The organism is Variovorax sp. LjRoot84 (assembly GCF_964254305.1).
GTDB lineage: Bacteria > Pseudomonadota > Gammaproteobacteria > Burkholderiales > Burkholderiaceae_C > Variovorax.
This window is the reverse complement of the sequence record NZ_CAXUTE020000001.1, coordinates 2,409,586-2,427,753: the sequence shown is the minus strand read 5'-3', so window position 1 is coordinate 2,427,753 and position 18,168 is coordinate 2,409,586. Positions and strand designations below refer to the sequence as shown.

15 protein-coding genes are annotated in these 18,168 nt (G+C 62.2%); 5 read left to right on the top strand and 10 right to left on the bottom strand.

Annotated features, from left to right (window positions below; all coding sequences use genetic code 11):
- Positions 1-2: 2 nt before the first annotated feature.
- Both ACSQ9I_RS12390 and ACSQ9I_RS12385 read left to right on the top strand, forming a co-directional pair.
- Positions 3-812, top strand: coding sequence for a TIR domain-containing protein (locus tag ACSQ9I_RS12390; protein ID WP_436313365.1), 810 nt, complete (start codon positions 3-5; stop codon positions 810-812).
- Positions 809-1,336, top strand: coding sequence for a hypothetical protein (locus ACSQ9I_RS12385; protein WP_436313364.1), 528 nt, complete (start codon positions 809-811; stop codon positions 1,334-1,336). Before ACSQ9I_RS12390 ends, ACSQ9I_RS12385 begins: the two co-directional genes overlap by 4 nt.
- Before the next feature lie 7 nt (positions 1,337-1,343).
- Here the strand turns inward: ACSQ9I_RS12385 and ACSQ9I_RS12380 are convergent, their stop codons facing one another.
- From ACSQ9I_RS12380 to ACSQ9I_RS12370, 3 genes are all read right to left on the bottom strand, one after another.
- The gene (locus ACSQ9I_RS12380; RefSeq protein ID WP_436313363.1) at positions 1,344-2,222 is read right to left on the bottom strand and encodes a hypothetical protein; all 879 of its coding nucleotides are present in this window, start codon (positions 2,220-2,222) and stop codon (positions 1,344-1,346) included.
- A gap of 302 nt (positions 2,223-2,524) precedes the next feature.
- Complete coding sequence (locus ACSQ9I_RS12375) at positions 2,525-3,448, bottom strand: SOS response-associated peptidase family protein (protein WP_436313362.1); 924 nt, start codon at positions 3,446-3,448, stop codon at positions 2,525-2,527.
- A 166-nt stretch (positions 3,449-3,614) separates the two neighbouring features.
- A complete protein-coding gene (locus ACSQ9I_RS12370) occupies positions 3,615-4,613 on the bottom strand; it encodes an IS1595 family transposase (protein ID WP_436313361.1) in 999 nt (332 codons plus the stop codon).
- A 68-nt stretch (positions 4,614-4,681) separates the two neighbouring features.
- Here ACSQ9I_RS12370 and imuA point away from each other — a divergent pair, with 68 nt between their 5' ends.
- The 3 genes from imuA to ACSQ9I_RS12355 are packed head-to-tail and all read left to right on the top strand — an operon-like array spanning position 4,682 to position 9,923.
- Positions 4,682-5,512: a translesion DNA synthesis-associated protein ImuA gene (imuA, locus tag ACSQ9I_RS12365; protein WP_436313360.1), complete on the top strand. Its 831-nt coding sequence runs from the start codon at positions 4,682-4,684 to the stop codon at positions 5,510-5,512.
- On the top strand, positions 5,457-6,812 hold the full coding sequence (locus ACSQ9I_RS12360; protein ID WP_436313359.1) for a Y-family DNA polymerase: 1,356 nt from the start codon (positions 5,457-5,459) through the stop codon (positions 6,810-6,812). The genes imuA and ACSQ9I_RS12360 overlap by 56 nt, the downstream gene beginning before the upstream one ends.
- Positions 6,813-6,824: 12 nt before the next feature.
- Entirely contained in the window at positions 6,825-9,923 is a 3,099-nt protein-coding gene (locus ACSQ9I_RS12355; protein ID WP_436313358.1) for an error-prone DNA polymerase, read from the top strand.
- Positions 9,924-10,310: 387 nt separating this feature from the next.
- Here ACSQ9I_RS12355 and ACSQ9I_RS12350 read toward each other — a convergent pair whose 3' ends face one another.
- The 7 genes from ACSQ9I_RS12350 to ACSQ9I_RS12320 form a co-directional block, all read right to left on the bottom strand.
- Positions 10,311-10,979, bottom strand: a complete 669-nt coding sequence (locus ACSQ9I_RS12350) for a PIN domain-containing protein (RefSeq protein ID WP_436313357.1) — start codon at positions 10,977-10,979, stop codon at positions 10,311-10,313.
- A 6-nt stretch (positions 10,980-10,985) separates the two neighbouring features.
- A complete protein-coding gene (locus tag ACSQ9I_RS12345; protein ID WP_436313356.1) occupies positions 10,986-11,732 on the bottom strand; it encodes a hypothetical protein in 747 nt (248 codons plus the stop codon).
- The gene (locus tag ACSQ9I_RS12340) at positions 11,732-13,675 is read right to left on the bottom strand and encodes an ATP-binding protein (protein ID WP_436313355.1); all 1,944 of its coding nucleotides are present in this window, start codon (positions 13,673-13,675) and stop codon (positions 11,732-11,734) included. Before ACSQ9I_RS12340 ends, ACSQ9I_RS12345 begins: the two co-directional genes overlap by 1 nt.
- A gap of 374 nt (positions 13,676-14,049) precedes the next feature.
- Positions 14,050-14,751: a hypothetical protein gene (locus ACSQ9I_RS12335; RefSeq protein ID WP_436313354.1), complete on the bottom strand. Its 702-nt coding sequence runs from the start codon at positions 14,749-14,751 to the stop codon at positions 14,050-14,052.
- Positions 14,752-16,030: 1,279 nt separating this feature from the next.
- Complete coding sequence (locus ACSQ9I_RS12330) at positions 16,031-17,011, bottom strand: IS5 family transposase (protein WP_436313353.1); 981 nt, start codon at positions 17,009-17,011, stop codon at positions 16,031-16,033.
- A gap of 61 nt (positions 17,012-17,072) precedes the next feature.
- Positions 17,073-17,480: a transposase gene (locus ACSQ9I_RS12325; RefSeq protein WP_436313352.1), complete on the bottom strand. Its 408-nt coding sequence runs from the start codon at positions 17,478-17,480 to the stop codon at positions 17,073-17,075.
- A gap of 80 nt (positions 17,481-17,560) precedes the next feature.
- On the bottom strand, positions 17,561-18,028 hold the full coding sequence (locus ACSQ9I_RS12320) for a hypothetical protein (protein WP_436313351.1): 468 nt from the start codon (positions 18,026-18,028) through the stop codon (positions 17,561-17,563).
- Positions 18,029-18,168 lie beyond the last annotated feature (140 nt).

Here is an 18,168-nt window from a genome sequence, read left to right as displayed (position 1 = left end):
AAATGGGCGACGTTGAACGTGCGATGGCCAAGCTGGCCGCCATTCAAAAGGCCGTTGAATCTGCGGTGAATGAGGTCGTCAATCGAAGCAGGGCTGGGAAGGAACCCCCGCAATACCGCCGCTCCTATGAGGTCGCAGCCATCGGCATGTACTTCACCCAGGCGGCGCAGAACCTCGAAGTGTTACGCAGAGAGTTGCCGGAGTGGTTCTCCGATTTTCAAGCGCTTGCAGTAGAACCTGATGTCGAAGGCGCCAACAAAACGAACATGTTTTTCTCTCCGGGCCGTCTCAAGCAGCTCTCTCGAGACATAGGCCAGATCATGGAAATTCGCGCGAACGCTGAACATGCCAGCCACGTCATCAAAGAGCCTCCGCGCCGAGCATTCATCTCGCATGGTCGCGCGAGGGATTGGTATGAGGTGCAGGCCCATGTCGAGCGAGATTTGGACCTGAGAACGATGGAGCTCGCCCAAGAGCCGAGTCAGGGCAGGACCGTGATCGAGAAGCTGGAAGCAAACGCTCCTGCGTGCGATTCAGCAATCATCGTCATGTCCGGTGATGACGAAGATGCCGATGGCCAGTTGCGAGTTCGCGAAAACGTCATGCACGAAATCGGCTACTTCCAAGGAAGGTATGGGCGACGCTGTGTGATCCTTCTCCACGAGGAAGGCGTGAACGTGCCGACGAATCTCGCTGGGATCGTCTATGTTCCATATCCAAAGGAAACCGTGTCCGCGGCGTTTGGCGTCCTGGATCGAGAGCTGAAAGCGTTGTACGGCAGCCAGCCGGGGATAGCACCGCTTTCATCGTGACCGATTTCATCAAGGACCTTCAATTGCCGGACAGTGTCCTCAGCACTGTCAAGCGCAGCGAGTTTCGCGTCATCGAGAACGCTGACATCTCCGACGACGAGGACCTTCGGCATCTGATTGAACTGATGTTCAACTTCCCCGAGTGCGCGTTCTACGTATACCTCCAAAGGGATGCTTCCCTGACACAGCCACTGCGCGAGGCGATGGATGGGAAGGTTTTCAACTGCACCCAGACCGATCTAGAGTTCTTTCGTCACCCAAATTTCCACTGCGATTTCGTGAAGGTCCGCCGCGGGCAGGAGAGGTTTGATTGGCAGCGGGAAGTGACCGCCAATGGCAAGGAATTCGTCCGCTTCACCATCGTCCTGTCGGAATGGAAGCGGCGCAAGCTGGAAGTCGAGCAGCACCTGGAGGCCCATGCTCAGCGGTCAAGCAACCCCATCGAAATGAAACCAGGGTTCGCGGGATTCAGCATCGACCTCAAGAAACTGTGGAAGCTCGCGAAAGCAAAGCTGCGGCGCTAGACCGGGTTTAACGCTCCATCCGTTCCCTGAAAACAAGGTCACCCGGGTTGCGCTTCGGTTTCCTCAGTTCCACCCTTCTCAGGATGAGGTGGATGGTGGACAGGTAGACATAGAACATCCAGCTCAACCAGAGGTTGGCCTCGTAGGCAGTCTTCTGCCTGTCGTTGTGGTGCCGAATCATGAAGTTGTTGGCGATGTTGAACAGATCCTTCTCATCGTTGGATGTGATCGCTTCAGCCATCTTGGGACGCAGCGCTTCCAGCACGCCCGCCAGATCAGACACAGCGTGACGCCGGACATCGAGCGACGCACCATGGCGACGATATTCGTTCACTGCTGCCTTGACCCTAGCTGTGATCGTCTTGTCGTCGGTCGGGACAGTGGCATCGAGCAGCTGTTCAAAACCGCTGGGCGTCTGGCGGAGGATCAGGCCATCGGCAGAAAGCTCGAACCGATGTTCGTAGAGCGCGAGTAGGTCGTTGACCCGCTTCCGGAATTCTCTCTGCCCTGCTCCCTTGTCGAACGTCTCCCAGTGCATGCCGCACTGGTCATAGGTATGCATGTTGCCGGAGAGGGGCTTGGAGACGTGGTCGAACAAGAACTCGATCATGTCGAACAGATCGTCTTCCGAATATCCAGGTGCCTTGTCGGCGATCGGCCACAGGTCGGGCTTCCGCAACGTCATCAGGGCGGTGAACTCTACGTCTACCACCTTGCCCTTCACGTCATGCATGTCCACACACCAGAAGCCGAAGTGTTCGTGCGTGTAGCCCTCCTTATCGAGCTGCGCATAGAGGCGCACAAAAAGACCATTCGTCGTCTTGAGGTCGAATCCGTTGGTGCGCGGATTGATCCCGGTGCGGATCGAGTAAGGGACTTTGGCCATGCCTCGATTATCAGAGGTGCCCCGATACCACCCTGATACGCCCATACTCACCACATACTCACGGACCTCCGTAAGGGTTGATGTTCAAAGAGAACTCATTTCCTCCATCATTGGACCGACTCGAGCAGTGGGGAAACGTTCCATCGCCATCCCGTCCAGCAGCGCTCGCCCGAGTGAGCGTCGGCAATCCATCGACTTGCAGAATTCACCGCTCTCAGCACGAACGGCAGCATCCAGTCTCAAAGAGACCTTCACCGCGCCTCCAATGAGCAGCCGGCCGTTGGCCTTGCTTTTGAACCGCCTCAAGCAGCCAACCGATGCTCGTAGTACGGCCGTTCGCGATCGTCGAGGATGGCGTACTGCGCGGCTAGGTCCCTGCAATCAGGCTTCAGCCAGGCGTCGATGTGCTGGGGCTTGATCGGAATGATGCAGCGGTCGTGGCCGGCGGCGGCGATCTCCGCCGGCGGCTCGTCGGTGATCGCGGCGAAGGACAGCAGGTCCGCTTCGCCGGGGCCGCTCCAGCGTGACCACACGCAGGCGACCAGCATGTCCTGCTCGGGCTGCGGACGGAACTCGAGCACGACATTGCGTCCGCCCTGCTGCACGTTCTCGTAGAACGCGTTCACCACCAACAGGCCATGCGAGAAACCGAAGAACTCCTTCCAGAACCCTTCGAGGTTGTCGCGGCGCGCGTTGTAGGTCCCCGGAAACTTGCTGTCGTAGAAGGCAGGCTTGCCCGCCGGGCGGCACTGGTAGCGCATCGGCTTGATGACGCGTTGTCCGTCCTCCCACACCATGACCGGCGCGTACACGCCCGGGAAGATCCGCGCGTCACGGTCGAGGATCTCGGAGCGCGCCAGGTCGGACAGCTTTTCCCTGGCCGCCGCAATCTTGTGGGTGGCGATGCGCACGTCTTCTGCGGCTTTCTTCGTCACCTTCACCTGCAGCGCGCGCTCGCCGTCGACCAAGCGCTTGCGCTGCTTGAACAACTCTTGCTCGATCTTCGTGGACTGGGCCGCGTTGAACGCCTCGATGCGCGCCTTGATTTCTGCCTCGATGTCGGACTGCGGCGCCATGAACAACGCGTCCATCGACTTCGGTATCTTGATGCTGGCGTCCTGCTCTCGCTGGACGTACAGCTTGACGAAGTCCTTGAGGCTCATGAGGGCCCCGAACATGCGCACGAACTTCTTGTACTCGGCTTTGATCTGGGCGGAATAGCACATACGACGACCAGTTTAGAAGTTTGGCGTCAGAGGTCGAGGTGTAACAGTCGAGCCTCTCGTCGCGCAAGATTTGGCGAGATTTGAAATCTGGTGGGATACTGTACATACATATTGGGTATCCATTTAGCTCCAGCGCCCAGAGATATATGGATGCCCATCCAGTAATCTACGCCACTTCCGCCGATTTGGGGATGTTGTCCACGACACCGCGATAGGTCAGCGGATCTGTGACGACGGCCTGCTCGAGCAGCCGGTAGAACAGCAGCCCTCGCGAGCGCGAGGCCCGGCGATTGAAGCGAAAGACGAATTCGTCGAGATAGGCGTCCAGGTGCGCCGGCTGCACGGCGCCCTGGTGCGTGCCCAGCACCCAGCGCTTGACCAGTGCGGCCACGCGGTGAACGCCGACCATGGAGACGTGCGCGGGAACGTCGGAGCCCAGATGGACAGTGCGCTGGTGCACATAGCCCAGATCCGCGAGATCGCGGTAGGCGGCCGAGCCGTCGGTGCGCACCTGTGAGCCAGGCTCGATGTTGGCCAGCACGAAGGGGATGACCTGCTCGGTCGAGTCGTTCTGGATGCGCTCGAGCCGCAGCCGGCTGAAGCCCTTGGGCTCGTGCAGCTCCACGGCGATCACCACAAGTGTCTGGTGCGTCTGGCTTTTTCGACCCTTGCCCCGCCCGCGGGCGGCAAGCTGCTCGCGATCGCTGATGGCCAGATACGTCTCGTCGACCTCCACGATTCCGCTGAGCCGTTCGCGCTCGGGCCGCACCATCGCCCGGCGCAGGCGGTGCAGCATCGCCCAGGCCGTCTGGTAGCTGCCCAGGCCGAGCACGCGCTGCAGTCCGAGCGCGCTGACGCCATGCTTCTGGTTGGTGACGTACCAGGCGGCGGCCAGCCACACCCGCAGCGGCGTGCGGGTCTTCTCGAAGATGGTGCCCGCGGTCACCGTGCTCTGGGTCGAGCAGCTTCGGCACATCAGCCGTGCGCGGCTGGAGCGATAGGGCTCAGCGGCCACCCCGCAGCGCGGACACACGAAACCTTGGGGCCAGCGCAGCCGCTCCAGGTAGCCAAGACAGGCCTCTTCGGTGGCGAACCAGTCCAGGAACTGGTTCCAGTTGACCGGGTAGTCTTCTCCCGCCTTGGGGACTAATATATGGATGTCCATCCAGTGATGCTAGTCAAACTGGAGCTAAATGGATACCCCGTACATAAATACAGTAAAGGGAGCCACCGATGAATGCCTGCTTGCAGCCTACTGAGCCCCGCGGTGCCAGCCGGCGTCCGCCGCTCGCACCCGGTCAGCTGCCTTCCAGCGTCGAGGCCGCGATCTGGCGCGGCAGTGACCTGGGTGCCTCGTCCGCGCCGACCGTCGCGAGCGGCCACGACGATCTCGACGCCCTGCTCCCGGGCGGCGGATGGCCAAGCCGATCGCTCACCGAACTCCTGCAGCCTCAGCCCGCCCTGACTGAATGGCGCCTGCTGGCGCCCGCGATGCGCGCCACGAGTGCCGCGGGCAAGGAGATCGTCGTCATCGGCCCGCCCAAATCCCCTCACCTGCCCGGCCTGCGCGATGAAGGCATCGACGAGCGCCATGTGATCTGGATCCATGCCGCGACGCCGGCAGAGCGGCTCTGGACAACCGAACAACTCATCAAGGCCAACGCCGCCGGCATGGTGGTGGCTTGGTTGCCCCAGGCGAGGCAGGAGCAGATCCGCCGGCTCCAGGTCTGCGCACTGGGCTGCGACTGCCCGGTCTTCCTATGCCGGCCTGCGAGCGTCGCGCGCGAATCGTCGGCGGCGCCCCTTCGGCTGCAGGTGACCTATGGCGTCGATTGGGAACTGCATGTGCATATCCTCAAACGTCGAGGCAGCACCCACGACGGGATGGTGCGGCTGCCCTCCGTGCCGCGCGGCCTTGCGCCGCTGCTGACCCCGCGCCTGGCGAAGCCCAGTGCCCTCCTTGCTGCCGCACGTCGACAGCCCCCTGTTGTGCAGGAAGAACTTACCCATGCTGTGGGCCGCCCTTCTGCCGGAAACCGGCCTGAGCGAATCGCAGCGCACTGATGCGGTCCGGGCGCATGCCGTGTGGTGCCTTCAGTTCACGCCCCGCGTCAGCGTCGCCGAACCTGCATCGGACTGCCCTGCCGTCGTCATGGAAGTCGAGGCCAGCGCGCGCCTGTTCGGCGGCAAGCGGCAGCTGGTCGAGCGCATCAAGGCGCAGGCGACCGAACTGGGTGTCGCGCAACTGAGTTGGGCGCCGACGAGCCTGGCGGCCTTGGCGCTGGCCCGCGCAGGCCGCTCGAACGGCTTCGCGAAGCCCCTGCAGGCCCTCTTGGATGAGCTGCCGCTCACGGTGCTGGGCGCGGTCGCGGCCCATGAGGCGACGCTGGCGCGGCTGGGTTGCCAAAACCTCGGCCAGGTACGTGCGCTGCCGCGCGGCGGCCTCAGTCGGCGCTTCGACAAGGAGCTGCTTGCCGCCCTGGACCGGGCCTACGGCTTGCGCGCCGAGGCCCATACCTGGGTGGAGCTGCCAGACACTTTCTCCGCGCGTCTCGAGCTGATGTCGCGCGTGGAGCTGGCGCCTGCCCTGCTCTTCGGCGCTCGGCGCCTGCTGCTGCAGCTGTGCGCCTGGCTCAGTGCGCGCCGCTCCGGCGTCACCGCCTGCACCCTGCGCTGGTGCCACGACGTCATGCGCAGCAAGACTGCGGGCGATGGCGGCTGGTTGACCATTCGCACGGCCGAGCCGACACGCAACCTCGAGCACCTGAGCCGGCTGCTGGCCGAGCACCTTGCACAGGTGGAGCTCCAGGCGCCGGTCGGCGACCTCCAGCTGGAGGCCGACGAGGTGCAGCCGCTTCAAGAGCAGAGCCGGTCGCTGCTATCCGATGCGCGCGAGGATGGCGAGAGTCTTGCCCTGGTGCTGGAGCGCATCGCCGCCCGCCTGGGTTCGGAAAGGGTGCTGCGGCCGGTCACCGCCGAGGACCATCGGCCCGAGTGGATGTGCCACTGGCAGCCCGCCCCGGACAAGCGTCCGCACCGGCTCGCGCGGCCACTGGACCATCCCCAGCCGACCTTCATCCTCCCGCAGCCCCTGCGCCTGGCGCTGCGCGATTCGCGCCCGCTCTACCAGGGCCCCTTGCAGCTGCTGGCCGGCCCGCACCGCATCGAGTTCGGGTGGTGGGACCGGGTGGGTGAACGGCCGGGAGAGAGCAACGACCCGTCGGCGCCCGGCGCCGGCACCCATCGCCGTGTGGCCCGCGACTACTGGGTGGCGCTCAGCGAGCACGCCGGCGTGCTCTGGATCTTCCAGACACGACTGGCCGATGAGCAGAGCGCCTGGTTCCTGCACGGCATCTTCGCCTGAATGGCCGACAAAATGGCCACCCTCCCCGACTACGTGGAGCTGCGCTGCATCTCCAACTTCAGCTTTCTCAAGGGCGCCAGCCAGCCCGAGGAGCTGCTCGAGCGCGCCAGGCAGCTAGGCTACACGGCGCTGGCGCTGACCGACGAGTGCAGCCTGGCCGGCATCGTGCGCGCCCATGTCGTCGCCCGGGAGCACGAACTGCCGCTGATCGTGGGCAGCCAGTTCGAGGTGGCCTGTGCGCATCCCTTCACCCTGGTCGTCCTCGCCTGCAACCTGAACGGGTACGGGAATCTGTGTGCGTTCATCACCACCTTGCGCCAGCGCTCGGCGAAGGGCACCTACGCGCTGCGCTTCGCGGAACTGAGCGGCCAGGCCCTGGAGGACTGCGTGGTGATCGCCTGCCCAAAGCGCATGGCCTCGCCCGACCAGTTGGAGGCACTGGGGCGCTGGCTGCTCACCCAGTTTGCCGGGCGCTGCTGGTTCGGGGTCGAGCTGCTGCGGCTGCTGGACGACGAGATGTGGCTCTATCGCCTGCGTGCCGTGGGCGAGCTCACGGCCATCCCGCTGGTGGCCAGCGGCGATGTTCATTTCCACGTGCGCTCCAGGAAGCCGCTGCAGGACGTGCTGACCGCGACGCGCCTGGGCAAGCCCCTGACCGAATGCGGCCTGGACCTGCAGCCCAACGCCGAGCGGCATCTGCGCACGCGGCTGCGGCTCGCGCAGACCTACCCGCCGGACCTGCTGGCCGAGACGCTGCAGGTGGCAGCCCGCTGCCAGTTCTCGCTGGAGGAACTGCGCTACCAGTATCCGGACGAGGTGGTGCCGCCGGGCGAGACCCCGACTTCCTATCTTCGGCGCATCACCTACGAGGGGGCCGGGCGTCGCTGGCCGGACGGGATTTCGGCCAAGCTCCAGCTGCAGATCGAGCACGAACTGGAGTTGATCGGCGAGCTGAAGTACGAGCACTACTTCCTGACCGTGGCCGACATCGTGCAGTTCGCGCGCTCGCGCCACATCCTCTGCCAGGGGCGCGGCAGCGCCGCCAACTCGGTGGTGTGCTACTGCATCGGGGTCACCGAGGTCGATCCGGACCGCATGAGCGTGCTGTTCGAGCGCTTCATCTCCAAGGAGCGCAACGAGCCGCCGGACATCGATATCGACTTCGAGCACGAACGCCGCGAGGAGGTCCTGCAGTACCTTTACCAGCGCTACGGGCGCGACCGTGCCGCGATCACCGGTGTGGTGATCAGCTACCGGCCCAAGAGCGCACTGCGCGACGTCGGCAAGGCGCTCGGCTTCGAGCTCGCGGTGGTGGATGCGCTCGCCAAGGACTACCGCTACTTCGACGGCGTGCAGGTGATGCCGGAGCGCATTGGCGAGATGGGTTTGTCCCTGGACGACCTGAAGGTGAAGCAGCTGCTCTTGCTGACGACGCAGCTGCTGGGCTTTCCGAGGCATTTGAGCCAGCACACGGGCGGCTTCGTGCTCACGCGCGGGCCGCTGTCGCGCATGATCCCGATCGAGAACGCCTCCATGGCCGAGCGCACCGTGCTCGAGTGGGACAAGGACGACCTCGATGCGCTGGGCTTCCTGAAGGTCGATTGCCTGGCCCTGGGCATGCTGACCGCGATCCGCAAGTCGCTGGCCTTCATCGGCCAGCGCAAGGGCTACGAGTTCGGCATGCAGGACATCCCGGCGGAGGATTCCGTCACCTACGAAATGATCTCGAAGGCCGACACGGTGGGCGTGTTCCAGATCGAGAGCCGGGCGCAGATGAGCATGCTGCCGCGTCTGCAACCCCGCTGCTTCTACGACCTGGTGATCGAGGTGGCCCTCGTGCGTCCGGGGCCCATCGTCGGCGGCATGGTGCATCCGTACCTGCGGCGGCGCCAGGGGCTGGAGCCGGTCAGCTACCCCAGCGCGGCGCTGGAGGAGGCGCTCAGCCGCACGCTGGGGGTGCCGGTGTTCCAGGAACAGGTGATGCAGATCGCCATGCTGGCCGCCGGCTTCACGGCCGGGGAAGCCGACGGGCTGCGGCGCTCCATGGCCGCCTGGCGGCGCAAGGGCGGGCTGGAGAAGTACTACGACAAGATCGTCGAGGGCATGACCTCGCGCGGTTACGAGCGCGTGTTCGCGGAATCCATCTTCGAGCAGATCAAGGGCTTCAGCGAGTACGGGTTTCCCGAGAGCCATGCGGCCTCCTTCGCCCTGCTGGTCTACGCGAGCTGCTGGATCAAGTGCCACCATCCGGCCGAGTTCCTCGCCGCCATGCTGAACGCGCAGCCGCTGGGCTTCTACAGCCCGAGCCAGCTGGTGCAGGATGCGCGCCGCCACGGCGTGGAAGTGCGGCCGCCGGATGTGATGCACAGCGACCTGGACTGCACGCTCGAGGATCTGGCGCACCATCCGGCGGTCCGGCTAGGCCTGCGCATGATCGTCGGGCTGCGCTGGGCGTCGGCCGAGCGCATCGTCGCGGCGCGCCAGGCCTTGGTCTTCGACAGCGCCGAGGACCTGGCCCGGCGCGCGGGCCTGGAGCAGCACGAGATGCGCCTGCTGGCCAGCGCTGATGCGCTGCTGAGCCTGAGCGGACATCGGCGGCAGCAGGTCTGGGATGCCTCGGCCCTGCGCGCAACGCCTGTGCTCCTGCGCGAGGCGCCGGTCGAAGAGGACCTCCTGGAGCTGCCGCCTGCACCGGAAGGCGAGGAGATCGTCTTCGACTATGCGGCCACGGGGCTCACCTTGCGGCGCCATCCGCTGGCACTGCTGCGCCCTCTTCTGGCCAAGCGCCAGCTGGCCTGCGCCGCTGATCTCCAGGACATCGTCAATGGCGCCATGGTCAGCTACTGCGGCATCGTGACGCTGCGCCAGCAGCCGGACACGGCCAAGGGGGTGATCTTCGTGTCGCTGGAGGACGAGACTGGCGTCGTGCAGGTGATCGCGTGGAGGCACGTCCGCGAGCAGCAGCGCAACGAGTTGCTCAACGCGAGGCTGCTGGCGGTGCACGGGACCTGGCAACGCGAAGGCGCGGTATGCAGCCTGGTCGCGCAGCGGCTGGAGGACCTGACGCCGCTGCTGGGGCGGCTGGCGACGGCGAGCCGGGATTTTCGATGAGGGCCACACCGATTCAAAAGAATGCAGCAGTGCTTGCGGTACTACTGGACTCTCAGCCATGACCGCCCCAGACTGGCTGCAGCCTGTCACGTTCTACGCCGAAGGGCGGTGGGCTCGGAAACCTGACCTTGACTGCCCTTCGAGACCAGCGTCGGCTGCACCCAGGAAGCAGTCGATCACCAAAGGCTCCCGGCGACGCGGCCACGCTGCGGGCGGCGCGAGTCGAGTGACCGGCCGACGACGAACTCATCATCCCGACCTGTTGCAGTCTTTCGGTAGGTCGGAAAGCGGACATTGACCGCCGGCCGATCCCGATTCACTATCGGCATCGGACGGCAGCGAGCGCAACAAATCAGTAACGACTGCCCGCTGTCGACCCGTTGATCCTTACCGTGGCCGTGCGGTCACGTAGCGGGCTATGCAGTGCCCACACATCCATTCGCCGTCGTCATAGATGCCACCCGTCATGTCGGTCTTCTGGTGGCACCAGCCGCATTCGGCAATGATTCCGCCATCGTCTTCCCAGGCCTTCTCAGCTTCAACGAAGCCGGGCTGATTGGAGGGCAAGAGCTTGGGATCAGGTGGTGTGGCGAACCGGCCGCAGTTGCTGCACCACCGGCCCCCATGGTGCTCAATCGTGCTGGCCCTCTTGCAGTGCCGGCAGACCACCAAATCCAAGGCTGGCACCACAGCGACAGGCACGAGCTCTTCAATGCTCTCTATCCTGCGGCAGTGCATGCCGTTGTTCTTGAGGTGGTTCAGCAGCGGATCAAAGCCCTTGTCTCCGCTCAGCACGAAGCACTGCGTGTCGGGGGCAGTCTCAAAGGTGCGGCCAAGCTCAAAGGCTATGTGGAAGTCCAAGGCGTTCTTGCCAGCCCCAGAAATCTTCAGGAAGTCCACTCGACTGAACCTATGGGCCGTAGCAGGCTTCTTGGAAGCCTTGGGAGGGTTCTGATTTGCCCCCACGAAGATGATTGCCCTGTAGCTCTGGTCCAAGGGCGAGAGGTCTACCTTGTGCTTATTCTCGAGGTCAACGAGAAGCAGTTTCTTACTCATGCCGCCTCACATAAAGTTGAGCATGAGCCGACCCACGGAGTTGGTCAGGTCACGAGCAAACAGGGCAAGCCAACGTTGGGATTCGTCCCCGAAGTGCGACTCGCTGAAGCCGTTCCTTGAGTTCGCAATGGCATTGGTGAGCGTCGGCATGGCATTGACGATCTCCACGGGGAAGGGCCCTTGGGCTTGGAGCTTGCGGCTGATATCGTCTTTAACCACCTTGCACAACGGCATGAGGTCAGTCAGTCCGACAAGCTCAGGAACATGCTTGCGCACATAGGTCTTGTAGAGTCCTTCAAGGCATGTATAGCTCAGTGTCGTCGCCCGGTTGTACTGATGGGCATCAATGGCGTGGTCAATGTCGTTGAGGCTGTTGTTGAGCTTTTCCGAGTTCCACAGGTCGACGGGCACAACGGTCGTAGGCACAGCACGGCCACCACCAAAGACTATGTCCCTGATCTTGTCCGCTTGTGCCTTGTCGTGTGGCTCAACGTGATCAATGAACACCCGATAGAGACTAAATCGCTGGGGTTCGGGCTGGGCCTGAATGAGATCCCAGTAGAAGTCCTTGCGAGAACTTGACTTGCCCTGGTTTTGTCGGAGCTGCAACAACTGCTGGTAGCTGGGCGAGCCAGGATCAACCTGCTGAACCATGCGGCAGAAGGTTGAGCCACCCACATAGAGTGCCTTGTCCTCGCTGTTCAAGGCCGCGAACAGATAGTTGAAGGCGGCGATCCAGTTGACCGAGGACATTACGCAACGCTCTCCACTAAGGCAGGCTGCTGCACAGGGATTGGCTCAATGAACTTCGCCAACTCTTCCTGCTGGGCAAGGAGGAATGGCGCTTCCTTGACCTTGTCGTAGAGCTTCAGAAGACGCTGTTCAGCCCGGTTCAAAATGGTGCCGTATAGCAGCGGCTGTATCTTGACTTTGTCGTTATCTTCAGTGCGAGTGCCACCCTCACCGCTCTCGATCTGGTCGCCAAGCACGAAGCCGTCAATGCGGGTGTCAGGCTGGATGTGGCCCCGCTTCTTCAACTCCTTCACATACTTCCAAATCTGTTCCTTTTCCTTCGAGCCAAGGGAGAGCTTGGTGGTCTTCAGGTCAACGATGACAAGGTGCTGGACACCAGCTTCTTGATGATCCTCGTTATACGAAGGCAAGGAGTAGAAGCCGGTGCTGCCGTCGCCGCGGATCACAAAGTCAGGCCGGTTCAGAGACGCCTTCTCCGCCTTGCCGTCAAATAGCTCCCGGATGACGGTCGTCATGCCTTTGTTTGACGTGAAGTGGATGGACTCAAATTTGTCCCCGAACATCCATAGGCCCTTGGCAAAGAGCGGCTGGAGCTCCTTGACCTCATCAATACCAGCGATCTGAATCTTGATCCGCAGTTCGTTGATGATCTTCAAGCGGCCCTGAATTTCGTCCAAGACGACCTTCGCCATTCCGATGGTCCATTGGCTCAGAACCTCGTGGAGAGCATCCAAGTCATGCGGATCTTGGTTGTGCAGGATCTCCAGCAAGCTGTACTGCGACTTGCTTTTCTCCAGCTTCGCCAAAATGCTGGTCAGTTGCACTATCTCTTGCTCCCCGAAGTTCGGGCATGTGTCTACGACCTCATTCACAAAAGTGGTGACACGATCCTTGCTCATGAGCGGAAGCGAATTAACCGACTGCCCTACTTTTTCAAGGACGGCAATTCGCTTGTCTTCACGCTCTGCGGCACTGGTGTTGTCAATAATCTCCCGAATTTTGTCCTGGACGATTGGCCTGGTCGTCTCCCATGCGAGGTTCTTTTCAACGAAGCCTGACCAGTCTTCCTTAACGGCATTCTCCTTGTTCAGAAAATCGGCCTGAACGATGAAGGTGAAGCGCTTGGCCTTCTCGGTCCTGCCATCAAGAATGCGTTCAACGTCGGCACCACGCCACTTGCATTCACCAACAGCACGGTTCATGACCCACCAAGCTATGCCATGCTGCTTGGTCGTCTTGTCGGCCTTCCGGGTGTCAATGTGATAAATCTTGACCGCGCCGTAGCCTGGCACCTCAACGTCCACGATAGCGAGCGACGACTTGCTGATGTCCGCAAACGAAATAGGCGTTCCGTTCAGGATGACCTTGAACGACGGGTTGGCGAGGAACCGACCACCTAGAAGCTCACGTGCCTGCTCCACGGAAAGGCTGGTTTGACGAATTTCACCTTCCCCGGTGATCGTCGTTCCATGACCTTCCACACCCTCTTCCACGAACTCAACGAGTTCTGTGATCAACGGCTTGTTCGCGGTCCTGCTCACCTTGTAGACGATCTTCTGACCGTCTTTGACTGACGTGATCTGGTAGTTCTTGGTGAGGCAGAAACTGGCGAAGCGGCCCTTGCCGTTCTTGCCGAAGACGAACCTGGGAAGGCCCTCTACACCTGGTGGTGGTGTGGTCGTGCTGCCAGTCTTGGCAATACGGTCATACGACATGGCCCGCCAGATGTAGTCAAACTCAGCCTTGGTCATGCCTTTGCCGTCGTCCGAGATGGAGAACTGCTTGTTCTTCTTTGGATCGGGCCAGCTTATGTTGACTTCGGTGGCATAGGCATCCCAGCAATTGGCAACTAGCTCAACGATTGCAGTGCTGGGGTTGGTGATGATGGAGCCAGCCCAGCTTTCAAGAAAGCGGTCCTCATAAAAAATGTCTTCCTGCTGCACAAATCGCCCTTTCGTTTCACCGGAGAGTCCGTTTTCCCGCAATCTTGCCTCATCTCTCTTGGAGGTGGTTGATACCGCCGAGCTACGAGCTGGCGGTCAGTGACCTTGCCCTTGTTCCACGGGTCGCGAGAAGTGGCGTTGTCTGCGGTACCCATGATGGTCTCCCATCGAGTTGAGGGCCCCGCAGGATGCGCCTGCAGTCCGCGGAACCGTCCAGCCCCAGTCAACGGGCGGTGGGACCAGTTCCTTGTCGAGAAGAGCAGAAGGACAGCTTCGTGGAACACGGAGGGAATCACAGTCGCGGCCAAACGCAACCATGGCGCCGGTCCGCTTTATGCGGGAGCACTGGATCCACTGAAGGGATATGGCACCCGTCAGCCCGGCGGACGTACCTCGACACAAGGTTGAGCTCGAGCAAGGGCGCCGATGACCGCGGCTTCAGCCCGTCGCCGCTGCTGCTCGCGGCAAGAAAAGTGCAGGTTCTGGTAGATGGTCGTCTTGCCCGTGCGGCACAGGACCGGAAGAACTTCGCCTGAAATCACACGGGGCAGCCAACGAAACTTCGGGTGCTTGCGAAGCTGCCTCACGGCGTCCGCGCAGAGGAAGACATTGCGCGGCTGGCCGTCGCGCATGAGTGCAATCAGTCGATCGAGGTGCCCTTCGTCCAGGTCGCTGGGATGCAGGTCGCTCGCGCCGATGGTGGGAACGTGCAGCAGCTCCACGAAGGAAACGCAAGGCGCATCCTGCGGCTTGAATCCGATGCTCGCGAAGTTTCGGTGGTAGGGCACGCCGCCTCCGCGCCGGTCGCCCACGTATCCCGGATGCAGAAATGGGTGATGCACGCCGTGACGCTGCCAGAAGCTCACGCCGTCGGCGTGGTACTCCTTGATGAGGGCGAAGGAGGCGCTCCGCTCTACGTCCGGCGTGTAGTTCGCGTCCAGTCCCACGAAGACGAAGTGCGCCTGCTCCGGTGGCGCACCCTGGTACGGCTTCGCGCGGAACAGGGCATGCAGTGGAAGGCTGGGATGAGACTGGTACACCCCATGCAGGGTAATACGGTGTGCCGCGACGGGCAATAGTGCGTTCGAGCTGGCTCGGCTGCAGTCAGGTTCAGCCCTTGCGCCGGGCGTCAATCGGGGCACGCCCGTCGCTTCGAAAAAGTCTTTCAGGTCTGCCCCGGGCTTCGCCCGACAACCTCTCCCTGTCCGGTGCTCTTGCGTACCAGCACGGCGAAAGCATCCGGCAGGTACCTGACGAACGCGTCTGGGTGCACCCGTCGGCAAGAGACTGCTTTGGGCCGGGTGCGTGAGTAGCCTACGGGAGCAGCCGTCATTTGGTCGAGGTGCAGCACGAGGTGTTGTTCAATCACCTCGTGAATGTCAGCAGCACCCTCAGCACCGGTCGGCCGCAGGGCACTCGGCCCAGCACCTCAATGTCCGTGATGTGGCTAACACCGTGAATTCGGTGACCGCGGTCGACGGACCGCAACCGCTGCACCGCTGTCACTGATCAGCAGTGTCGTCGCAACCGACGGCCATTTGCGCACGCTGTCGCGTTTCTTGACGCGTTCTTGAGAAAACACGCAGCTCTAGATGCGAGAAAATTGAGCAGTTACCTGGCCTTGCGAGGACGCCTGCGATAGCAAGCATTTGGCACGCGATTCCTCAATGAGGCGGAGCATCGGAAGACGTCGATTATTGCCGCCGAAACGCAAGCCTTTCCCCAGGAATCGTGGACTCTTATACGTCCAGGAAAAGTGCGCTTTCTTCTTCACAACGAACCCCTCCACTACCTTGCTTTTCTTATAGGTAGCCTGGCGTTCCAGGCGTCGCTCGCCGTGCCCCCTGGCAGCATCGTTGCCTACCTATAAGGACCTCGGCTGGCTTCCTGGAAAAACGCCGGCAAGGGCCAGGGCTAATCTATAGACGCTGCAGGGGGTACAAGGTCTGCCATGAGGCTCGCTTGCTGCATGTCCTATTGGATCAAGGAACCTTGCCGTACTCCGTCAGCATCGCCGCCCGCTCGACGACCTCCTCCTCTTCCCTGACACTTTCTGCACCGGGGCCACTGGAAACCGCAGAAACAGTCGAACCGATTCGACCTCCCACGTCTCAGCGTTCTTCTTGACGTTCGACCTCTTGATCTTCAGGCCGTCGACGAGTTGGCCTGCGTGTCACTTCACCAATCGCCTTAAGGCAACGCTGATCAAGCCACTGTTTTCGTTGAACAGTGGTGATGGCTTGCGGGCGACGTGAAATCCGGCGATTTCACTGCTGTCTGATCGATTGTGGGGCGCATTCAAAGGCGAATTGGCCCGTTCGGACTCTGGCTGGGGGCCATTGGCCCACTCCTGGTTCACTTTGCACGCATTTGTGCCAACAGTGGTTGCCTCGCCAGATAGATGTTGGCCATCGCCAGCGCCACGAACGCCCGGGTCGCGTTCTTCGCGAGGCCTCGATATCGCACCTTGTTGAAACCCCACAAGCGCTTGACCACCGCGAAGACATGTTCGACCCGCGAGCGAATCTTCGACTTGTTGCGGTTCTTCGCCTTCTTCACCTCGTCGACCTCGCACCCCGCCTTGCGCGTGCGCTGGTTGGTGAAGTCCAGCGCGTTCGGCGCCTTGCCCCGAATCAGGTCCTTCTGGCTCGCGTAGGCGCTGTCGCCGTAGACGCGGCGCTCGTTGCCGTGCAGCAAGTCGGGCAGTGGATGCTTGTCATGCACGTTGGCAGCCGTCACCACGGCGCTGTGTACCAGCCCGCTCTGGCTGTCCACGCCAATGTGCAATTTCATGCCGAAGTGCCATTGCATCCCCTTGCGCGTCTGGTGCATCTCGGGGTCTCGCGCCTTGTCTGCGTTCTTGGTCGAACTCGGTGCGCCAATGAGTGTTGCATCCACGATGGTGCCGGTCTTGATCTGGAAGCCGCTGGACTGCAGCACCTTGCCCACTTCGTCAAACAGCTTCTTGCCCAGGTCGTGTTTGTCCAGCAGATGGCGGAACTTCAGCACCGTGGTCTCGTCAGGCACCCGCTCGACACCCAGGTCGATGCCCACAAAGCTGCGCAGGCTGGCGATGTCATACAACGCCTCCTCAACCGCGTTGTCAGCCAGGTTGAACCAGTGCTGCAGCAGGTGGATGCGCAGCATGCGCTCCAGTCCGATTGGAGGGCGCCCATTGCCAGCCTTGGGATAGTGCGGCTCGATCACTGCGCACAACGCGGCCCACGGAACGATCGCGTCCATGGCCTTCAGAAAGTCCTCGCGCTTGGTGCGACGACGAAATCGTTCGAATCCCGCACCCTGGTCCGCCGCCATCGCCAATGTCTGCTGCTTCATGTTCGGCACTCTCGCTATGACTATGCCTTCAACACAGCAAGCCACGGGCCAGGGGACTTGATCAGACTTGCCTTAAGCGCTTGCGGTTGATCCCCGCACCCTCCCCCGCGATTTCATTCAGCACTTCCGTCCGATCACGTGTCGCGCCCAGCAACTGCAACGCGCAACGCACGCTGGCCTCGTCCACGGCACCGCGCGAACGAACACGCTCGGCGCCGATGTCGATCTCCATCACGCCCCGCGAGGCACGGGGCGTCGGCAGCGGCTTGGAGACAACTACCGTCGATTCCGCCTGCACGGTCACCGGCGGCCGGATCGGACCTGATTCGAGTTCGCTGTTCGGCTTCCGCACACAGCACACAGCACACAGCACACGCAGAGGGCGCCAGTTGAACAGGAGGTTGGCGTTGATCCCATGCTCCTGCGCAATGGCCGCGACGGATGCGCCGGCTTGCAGGCTGCGTTCCACCAACTCTCGCTCGGCGGCGCGGCCAAGGTCTCTTGAAACGCAGTTCCCTGACCACCTCCCCGAGCATTGCCAGGGCCGCCTCAGCGTCGCGACCGTTTCCTGACAGTCGCCGCCGGCACGGACACATCTCGCGAATCATTGCGGCGCCTTGAGTCACTGCTGATCGCGGCGCAACGATTCCCGCTTGGGTCGTACTGGAGCACCACCGCTTGGGTGCGGACGATTTCGGGATCACGCCCGACGAGCAGGTTGATGGCGTGCTTGCCGTGCGGATACACCGATAGGATGTCGTTGACGTCGATCTCGGCAGTCACCAGCACCTGCACTCCAGGCTCTATCGGCGGTGCCTGGAGGCAATAACGCAAAGCTTCCTCCTTGCTGGTAGTCCAAGCATCGCCACCGACCCCGCCTTCGGCGCAGCCACGGTAGATGATCAGGCGGCGAGGGAAAACTGAGCTCGACTTGGGCCACGTCTCCGCCTCCATGGTCGGGCCGAGTTCCCGCGACTGCCGTTGGCTTTCAAACAGCGATGCATCCAGCACGTGCATCGTCAGGTAGTCTAGGTCGGGTATACCGGTCCCTTTGCCACCGGGCCTCGCGGTCATGACCGTCGTGCGAGCGCTCGAAGCCTCGGCGACGCACTGCATACTGGATGGCTCACGACTGGTGACGACGTAGTTGATGCTAG

Coding starts and splice junctions, on each gene's coding strand:
- ACSQ9I_RS12390 (WP_436313365.1), top strand. CDS start 3: ATGGGCGACGTTGAACGTGCGATGGCCAAGCTGGCCGCCATTCAAAAG.
- ACSQ9I_RS12380 (WP_436313363.1), bottom strand. CDS start 2,222: ATGGCCAAAGTCCCTTACTCGATCCGCACCGGGATCAATCCGCGCACC.
- ACSQ9I_RS12375 (WP_436313362.1), bottom strand. CDS start 3,448: ATGTGCTATTCCGCCCAGATCAAAGCCGAGTACAAGAAGTTCGTGCGC.
- ACSQ9I_RS12370 (WP_436313361.1), bottom strand. CDS start 4,613: ATGGACATCCATATATTAGTCCCCAAGGCGGGAGAAGACTACCCGGTC.
- imuA (WP_436313360.1), top strand. CDS start 4,682: ATGAATGCCTGCTTGCAGCCTACTGAGCCCCGCGGTGCCAGCCGGCGT.
- ACSQ9I_RS12360 (WP_436313359.1), top strand. CDS start 5,457: ATGCTGTGGGCCGCCCTTCTGCCGGAAACCGGCCTGAGCGAATCGCAG.
- ACSQ9I_RS12355 (WP_436313358.1), top strand. CDS start 6,825: ATGGCCACCCTCCCCGACTACGTGGAGCTGCGCTGCATCTCCAACTTC.
- ACSQ9I_RS12350 (WP_436313357.1), bottom strand. CDS start 10,979: ATGAGTAAGAAACTGCTTCTCGTTGACCTCGAGAATAAGCACAAGGTA.
- ACSQ9I_RS12345 (WP_436313356.1), bottom strand. CDS start 11,732: ATGTCCTCGGTCAACTGGATCGCCGCCTTCAACTATCTGTTCGCGGCC.
- ACSQ9I_RS12330 (WP_436313353.1), bottom strand. CDS start 17,011: ATGAAGCAGCAGACATTGGCGATGGCGGCGGACCAGGGTGCGGGATTC.
- ACSQ9I_RS12320 (WP_436313351.1), bottom strand. CDS start 18,028: ATGCACGTGCTGGATGCATCGCTGTTTGAAAGCCAACGGCAGTCGCGG.